Annotated in this window: 6 protein-coding genes; all 6 read left to right on the forward strand. The window is 52.6% G+C overall.

Going from position 1 to position 7678, the window contains the following annotated elements:
• The coding region (locus tag ACTQ3R_RS15970; RefSeq protein WP_441780171.1) for a tyrosine-type recombinase/integrase at positions 1–1013 on the forward strand (1013 nt) is incomplete at its 5' end.
• 3 nt (positions 1014–1016) lie between these two features.
• Complete coding sequence (locus tag ACTQ3R_RS15975) at positions 1017–1337, forward strand: plasmid mobilization protein (RefSeq protein WP_004010381.1); 321 nt, start codon at positions 1017–1019, stop codon at positions 1335–1337.
• A gap of 3 nt (positions 1338–1340) precedes the next feature.
• The gene (locus ACTQ3R_RS15980; RefSeq protein WP_031474225.1) at positions 1341–2495 is read left to right on the forward strand and encodes a helicase RepA family protein; all 1155 of its coding nucleotides are present in this window, start codon (positions 1341–1343) and stop codon (positions 2493–2495) included.
• 446 nt (positions 2496–2941) lie between these two features.
• Positions 2942–4129, forward strand: coding sequence for a plasmid recombination protein (locus tag ACTQ3R_RS15985; protein ID WP_228275371.1), 1188 nt, complete (start codon positions 2942–2944; stop codon positions 4127–4129).
• Positions 4130–4501: 372 nt separating this feature from the next.
• Positions 4502–6421, forward strand: a complete 1920-nt coding sequence (tet(W), locus tag ACTQ3R_RS15990; protein WP_441792684.1) for a tetracycline resistance ribosomal protection protein Tet(W) — start codon at positions 4502–4504, stop codon at positions 6419–6421.
• Positions 6422–6471: 50 nt separating this feature from the next.
• Positions 6472–7239 carry a class I SAM-dependent methyltransferase gene (locus tag ACTQ3R_RS15995; RefSeq protein ID WP_004010385.1) on the forward strand — a complete coding sequence of 256 codons (768 nt, stop codon included), beginning with the start codon at positions 6472–6474 and terminating at the stop codon, positions 7237–7239.
• Positions 7240–7678 lie beyond the last annotated feature (439 nt).

Consider the following 7678-nt stretch of genomic DNA (forward strand, 5'->3'; position numbering starts at 1 on the left):
CGGGCAAGAAAGTAAAGAAAATGAAACGGGGCTTTCCCACCAAGCGGGAGGCTCTGGAGTGGGAGCGGACATTCCTGCAACAACAGACCGCCGACCTGGAAATGACCTTTGAAAACTTCGTGGCTGTCTATGTGGCGGACATGAAAGGCCGTATCAAGGAAAACACCTGGGGGACGAAAGAGCATATCCTCTACAAGAAGTTGGTGCCGTACTTCGGCAAGCGGAAGATGTGCGACATTCACTCCAAGGAGGTCATCGCCTGGCAGAATGAAATGCTGGGTTACCGGGACAAGAACGGCAAGCCCTACTCTCCGGTGTACTTAAAAACGCTGCACAATCAGTTGAGCGCCGTGTTCAACCATGCGGTACGGCACTACAATCTAAAGGTCAATCCCGCTGCCCAGGCGGGCAATATGGGAAAGCCAAAGGGACGGGAAATGCTGTTCTGGACAAAGGCGGAGTATCTGAAATTCGCCGAGGCCATGATGGACAAGCCCCTTTCCTATTACGCCTTTGAAATGCTCTACTGGTGCGGCGTCCGGGAGGGGGAGCTGCTGGCCCTCACTCCTGGCGACTTCGACTTTGAGAAACAGACCGTCACCATCTCCAAGTCCTACCAGCGGATTAAGGGCAAGGATGTGATTACCGACCCCAAGACCCCTAAGAGCAACCGGGTCATTCAAATGCCCGCTTTCCTCTGTGAAGAAATGCGAGACTATATCAAGAGCCTGTATGGGGTGAAGCCCACCGACCGCATTTTCACGGTGACAAAATCCTACCTCCACCGGGAGATGGACAGGGGTGCGAAAGAGGCCGGGGTAAAGCGGATCAGAATACACGACCTGAGGCACTCCCACATTTCGCTGCTCATTGACATGGGCTTTACGGCCCTGGCAATCGCTGACCGGGTGGGACATGAAAGCATTGATATTACCTACCGCTACGCCCACCTGTTCCCCACCCGGCAGGCGGAGATGGCGGACAAACTGGACATGGAGCGAAAGGGGGCCTAAATCATGTCAGTGAAAAATCTTGACCGACACAACCGCTGGAGAAACAAAACTGTGGCTTTCCGGGTGTCCCCGGATGAGGACAGGGAAATTGAAACCGCTGTGCGGCTCTCCGGCCTTACCAAACAGGACTACATCACCCGACGGCTGCTGTGCCGGGATGTGGTGGTACAGGGCAACCCCAGGGTGTATAAGGCCCTGCGGAACGAGCTGGCCGCCGTTCTGGAAGAACTGGAGCGTATCGAGGCCGGGAATGGCGTGGATGGGGAGTTGCTGGACACCATCCGGCTGATCGCCGCCATCATGGACGGCATGAGGGAGGATTGATAGATGGATAGATTGCAAGAGAAAACGACTGCCCCATATCCGCCTGTTGGCGCAGACGGGGGACAGTCGCTCTCACAAAAACCTAACCAAAGTATAGCAGAGGGCGTGACAGAACACAAGCCCCCGGAAAGAGATTTGGAGGAAATCCTGCGGCAGATAAGCCGGGTCAATGACCCGGCCTATCTGCCTACCGTGTCTATGAATGACCTCTACGAACAGGTGTACCCCGGCAGACCTCCTGTGGTAGACGGTCTGCTCTATGCGGGGACATATCTCTTTGTGGGCGCTCCCAAGGTGGGCAAGTCCTTTCTCATGGCCCAGCTTGCCTATCATGTGAGTATGGGCCTTTCCCTGTGGGGGTATGAGGTGCGCCAGGGGACAGTCCTCTATCTGGCCCTGGAGGACAACCACCGTCGCTTACAGGAGCGGTTGTACCGGATGTTTGGAGTAGAGAGTACCGGAAACCTGTTCTTTGCCATCGGAGCTAAGCAGCTCGGCGGTGGCCTGGAGGAGCAGCTAAAGGGCTTTGTCCGGGAACACACGGACACCCGGCTTATTATCATCGACACCCTGCAAAAAATCCGGGAGGCCGGGGCAGAGAAGTACAGCTATGCCAACGACTATGAGGTAATCACCAAACTGAAACGGTTTGCCGATATAAGCGGGGTTTGCCTCCTGGTTGTACATCACACCCGCAAGCAGCAGGCCGATGATAAGTTTGATATGATCTCCGGCACCAACGGCTTATTGGGTGCGGCAGACGGGGCCTTTCTGCTCCAAAAGGAGCGGCGGGCAGACAACGCCGCCACCCTGGACATTTCTGGGCGGGATCAGCAAGACCAGCGCCTCTACCTCAAGCGGGACGAGGAACGGCTTGTGTGGGAGCTGGAGCGGCGGGAAACGGAGCTGCGGCAGGAGCCGCCTGACCCGGTGTTGGAGGCTGTTGCCGCCCTGGTAACGGCGGAACGGCCAGAGTGGAGAGGGACGGCCACGGAACTTGTCGCCGCCCTGGGGCTGGATATGAAACCCAATGCCCTGGCTATGCGGCTGAATGTCCGGGCGTGGCGGCTGTCCTATGAGTACCACATCCACTATGAAAGCGCCCGAACCCATGCCGGGCGGAGTATCAAGCTCACGTTGGAGGAACCCCAGGCGTGACGACCGTGACAGCTGTGACAGCTTTTCGGAGTGCGGAGGCGGTGTGTAAAACATCGTCACGGTCGTCACGGCTGTCACGGGGAGCGGGGGCGAAAGTCAAGGGGGGCATACCTGCGGGTGGAGATTGCCGCAAGTCAATACAACCCGTACCCCTTGACTTTCGGCCCACGGAAAACACTTGCCGGGCGGTGGAAAGGCCCCTGGCCTTTCCACCCTGCCCAACGGCGAGTGACAAAGTTTAGGCGGGGTGCAGGGTGCCCTTTTCAAAGGGCGGCCCTGCTGGGGGAGGCAACCGCAGTTGCCGGGGGCAAAGCCCCCACACCACCCCGTAGGGCGCAAATGCGCTTTTGATGGCCGTCAGGCTGTCAAAAGTGCTTTTGCGTTACTTTCGCAGAAAGTAACAAAGGCTCGCCGCTTGCGCGGCGGAAAAGGGAGGAGGGATTGATTTGAAAAGGACAATCAGCGCCATGGTGGGCCAAGGATCGGTGAACCATAACAGTAGAAAATTCCACGCCAAGAACACTGACCCGGAACGCTCCCACTTGAATATAACCTACTGCCAGGAGAATATCAAGGCGGTGTACCATGAACTCTTTGACGAGGCTCTGGAACGGTACAACGCTAAACAAACCAGGGCCGACAGAAGGATAGAGGATTACTATGAGAAGATCCGCTCCGGCAAGCAGGAAAAGCCGTTCCATGAAATCATCCTGCAAGTGGGCAATCGAGATGATATGAGCGCCGACAGCGAGGAGGGACAGCTTGCGGCAGCGGTTTTGGACGAGTACATGAAGGGCTTTCAAGAGCGCAACCCCCAACTCCGGGTGTTCTCTGCCCACCTCCACATGGACGAGGCTACGCCCCATCTGCACATTGACTTTGTACCATTCACCACCGGGAGCAAGCGAGGGCTGGACACGAGGGTATCTTTGAAACAGGCGTTAGCGGCCCAGGGTTTCCAGGGCGGCACCAGAGGGGACACAGAGTGGAGCCAGTGGGTGCGCTCGGAAAAGGAGCAGCTTTCCCTGGTCATGGAGCGCCACGGGATTGAGTGGGAGGACAAAGGCACCCACGACAAGCACTTGTCTGTGCTGGACTACAAGAAAGAGCAGCGGGCAAAGGAGATCGCCGTTCTGGAGACGGTCAAGGCGGAGAAAGAAAACCAGGTGGAGAGCCAGGAACGGCGGCTCAAAGAACTTGCCCCGGCGGTGAAAAATATGGAGCGGTTGGCAGCGGATTTCTCCGCCAATCCGGAGGAGATTTTGCCGGAGCCGGGAACGCTGGAAACAGGCCGGGCCTACCGAGAGAAAAAGGCAAAGCCCCTGCTGGCCCAAATCGTCAAGGTGCTGCGCTCCCTGTATCTGGCCTATGTGGAGCTGCGGGGGAAATTTGAGCGTCTGCAAGGGGACTATGGCCGGGTGAGGGAGAGCAACATCCGCCTGTCTGATCGATTGCAGGAGGTCAAGTTGGAAAACAAGGCCATGCGGCAAGTCTCCGCTGACTATGAGCGGGTCAAAAGGGCCTTTGGCCCAGAACAAGTGGACAGAATATTAGAGGCAGCTTACCAGCAGGAACATGCCGAAAAGGAACGGAAACGGGCCGCAAAGTCAAAAATTCGGATAGACGCACGATAATCACCAAAACCGGAGGGTATTCCAGTGAATACCCTCCGATTTTATTTGTGGAATCGGTAAAATGATTTCTTGTTTTTTAGAGCGTACTATGATATACTGCTATTATCCTGATTTGAGGAGTCTATCAAATATGCGGCAAGGTATTCTTAAATAAAATTTGATAATGGGCGCAAAAATGATTGCCCCTTGCAGGGGCTTGGTTTTTGTACCCAATTTTAAGAATACTTTTGCCTTTTTAGTAAATATCGTGACGGACCGCGGCTTATGTAAGTCGTGTATGTTTCTGTGTGTCCGAAGTCATGATCCCCAGCGGTAAAAGTATTAGCCGCTGGGGATTTTTGCGCCCATTCGGGCCTTGTATGGAGGATAGACATGAACATTATCAATATCGGGATTCTTGCCCATGTAGACGCTGGAAAGACGACCTTGACGGAGAGTCTGCTATATGCCAGTGGAGCCATTTCAGAACCAGGGAGCGTCGAAAAAGGGACAACGAGGACGGACACCTTGTTTTTGGAGCGGCAGCGTGGGATTACCATTCAAGCGGCAGTCACTTCCTTCCAGTGGCACAGATGTAAAGTTAACATTGTGGATACGCCCGGCCACATGGATTTTTTGGCGGAGGTGTACCGCTCTTTGGCTGTTTTAGATGGGGCCATCTTGGTGATCTCCGCTAAAGATGGCGTGCAGGCCCAGACCCGTATTCTGTTCCATGCCCTGCGGAAAATGAACATTCCCACCGTTATCTTTATCAACAAGATCGACCAGGCTGGCGTTGATTTGCAGAGCGTGGTTCAGTCTGTTCGGGATAAGCTCTCCGCCGATATTATCATCAAGCAGACGGTGTCGCTGTCCCCGGAAATAGTCCTGGAGGAAAATACCGACATAGAAGCATGGGATGCGGTCATCGAAAATAACGATGCATTATTGGAAAAGTATATCGCAGGAGAACCAATCAGCCAGGAAAAACTTGCGCGGGAGGAACAGCGGCGGGTTCAAGAAGCCTCCCTGTTTCCGGTCTATCATGGCAGCGCCAAAAAGGGCCTTGGCATTCAACCGTTGATGGATGCGGTGACAGGACTGTTCCAACCGATTGGGGAACAGGGGAGCGCCACCCTATGCGGCAGCGTTTTCAAGGTTGAGTACACCGATTGCGGCCAGCGGCGTGTCTATCTGCGGCTATACAGCGGAACGCTGCGCCTGCGGGATACGGTGGCCCTGGCCGGGAGAGAAAAGCTGAAAATCACAGAGATGCGTATTCCATCCAAAGGGGAAATTGTTCGGACAGACACCGCTTATCCGGGCGAAATTGTTATCCTTCCCAGCGACAGCGTGAGGTTAAACGATGTATTAGGGGATCAAACCCGGCTCCCTCGTAAAAGGTGGCGCGAGGCCCCCCTCCCCATGCTGCGGACGACGATTGCGCCGAAAACGGCAGCGCAAAGAGAACGGCTGCTGGACGCTCTTACGCAACTTGCGGATACTGACCCGCTTTTGCGCTGCGAAGTGGATTCCATCACCCATGAGATCATTCTTTCTTTTTTGGGCCGGGTGCAGTTGGAGGTCGTTTCCGCTTTGCTGTCGGAAAAATACAAGATTGAAACAGTGGTAAAGGAACCCACCGTCATTTATATGGAGCGGCCGCTCAAAGCAGCCAGCCACACCATCCATATCGAGGTGCCGCCCAACCCGTTTTGGGCATCTATCGGACTGTCTGTTACACCACTCCCGCTTGGCTCCGGCGTACAATACGAGAGCCGGGTTTCGCTGGGATACTTGAACCAGAGTTTTCAAAACGCTGTCAGGGATGGTATCCGTTACGGGCTGGAGCAGGGCTTGTTCGGCTGGAACGTAACGGACTGTAAGATTTGCTTTGAATACGGGCTTTATTACAGTCCGGTCAGCACGCCGGCGGACTTCCGCTCATTGGCCCCGATTGTATTGGAACAGGCATTGAAGGAATCGGGGACGCAGCTGCTGGAACCTTATCTCTCCTTCATCCTCTATGCGCCCCAGGAATACCTTTCCAGGGCTTATCATGATGCACCGAAATACTGTGCCACCATCGAAACGGCCCAGGTAAAAAAGGATGAAGTTGTCTTTACTGGCGAGATTCCCGCCCGCTGTATACAGGCATACCGTACTGATCTGGCCTTTTACACCAACGGGCAGAGCGTATGCCTTACAGAGCTAAAAGGGTATCAGGCCGCTGTCGGCCAGCCGGTCATCCAGCCCCGCCGTCCAAACAACCGCCTGGACAAGGTGCGCCATATGTTTCAGAAGGTAATGTAAAGATACATAATCGTCAAGACGGCAACAATCAGAAGTTATGGAGGGTAACAATGGAATATCGTAAGGAAGATTTAATGGAAGCAAAAAAGCAAATTTTGGGAGTGGGAGAGAACATGGGAACAGAGGAAAGTAAAAAAATCTGGGAGGAGAACGCACAATTTTGGGATAATGCAATGGGTGACGAATCTAATGAATTTCACAGAGAGGTAGTGCGTCCCAAAGTAACGGAACTTCTATCTCCTAATCCTGCGGATTATATTTTGGATATTGCGTGTGGCAATGGAAATTATTCTTCGTATCTTGCACAAAGAGGCGCTTCGGTTGTCGCTTTTGATTACAGCAAAAAAATGATAGAATTGGCTAAAAGACGGCAATCACAATATGCAAAACAAATTGAATTTTGTGTGGCGGATGCGACCAATAGAAAAAGTATATTAGAATTAAAAAGAAATCGAGCCTTTACTAAAGCAGTTTCTAATATGGCAATTATGGATATTACGGATATTGAACCACTTCTTATGGCTGTTTATGAACTGTTGCAGGAAAGCGGAATTTTTGTCTTTGCAACGCAACACCCTTGTTTTGTCACGTTGACTGAAAAATATATGACACCGCACAGTTACTATGATATAGCGATTGAAGGGCAACCGAAAGAGCAGATTTATTATCATCGTTCCATACAAGATATTTTTAACCTTTGTTTTAGAGCTGGATTTGTCATTGATGGATTTTATGAAGAATGTTTCAAAACCAACAAAGAAATTCCTATGGTAATGATAGTAAGGCTTAAGAAGGTAAAACGTGATACCTTACAATAAATTCAAGTTTGTCGGGTAAATAGCAAAGCCAGCCGAGCCAGCGGGCGGTCAAGATGAACGGGCTTCGCCCACCGTTGACAGCCCCGCCCGGTTTCGCAGTTAGGCAGTCAAGGAGCGACAGCAAGGAGTGCTGCCGCCCCGCACTATTATTCAGAGAGGGGGAATTTCCATGACAGACCAGAAAGCCTATCAAGAATATATCCAGCGCAGGTACAACGCCTCTTGCAAGGCTGTTATCCGCTGTGCCTGACAGCGTCCGTCCGTGCCGGAATTATGTAGAGCTCCACATAATTCTGTTGTATTTCCCAGCCTTTTGTGATACTATTTTGATACTAATAAACTTTACAGCCGAAAATAGCAGGTGGAATATTAACATATTTGCGAAAGTTTTTCCTGCGAAATCACCTCAAATACACCCTACTATATCTGAATTTGCCGA

Origin of the sequence: Lawsonibacter sp. LCP25S3_E2 (genome assembly GCF_052117285.1) — a bacterium.
Lineage (GTDB): Bacteria > Bacillota > Clostridia > Oscillospirales > Oscillospiraceae > Lawsonibacter.

Bases quoted from the DNA above. Each gene is read 5' to 3' on its own strand.
- ACTQ3R_RS15980 (WP_031474225.1), top strand. From the start codon at position 1,341: ATGGATAGATTGCAAGAGAAAACGACTGCCCCATATCCGCCTGTTGGC.
- ACTQ3R_RS15995 (WP_004010385.1), top strand. From the start codon at position 6,472: ATGGAATATCGTAAGGAAGATTTAATGGAAGCAAAAAAGCAAATTTTG.
- ACTQ3R_RS15975 (WP_004010381.1), top strand. From the start codon at position 1,017: ATGTCAGTGAAAAATCTTGACCGACACAACCGCTGGAGAAACAAAACT.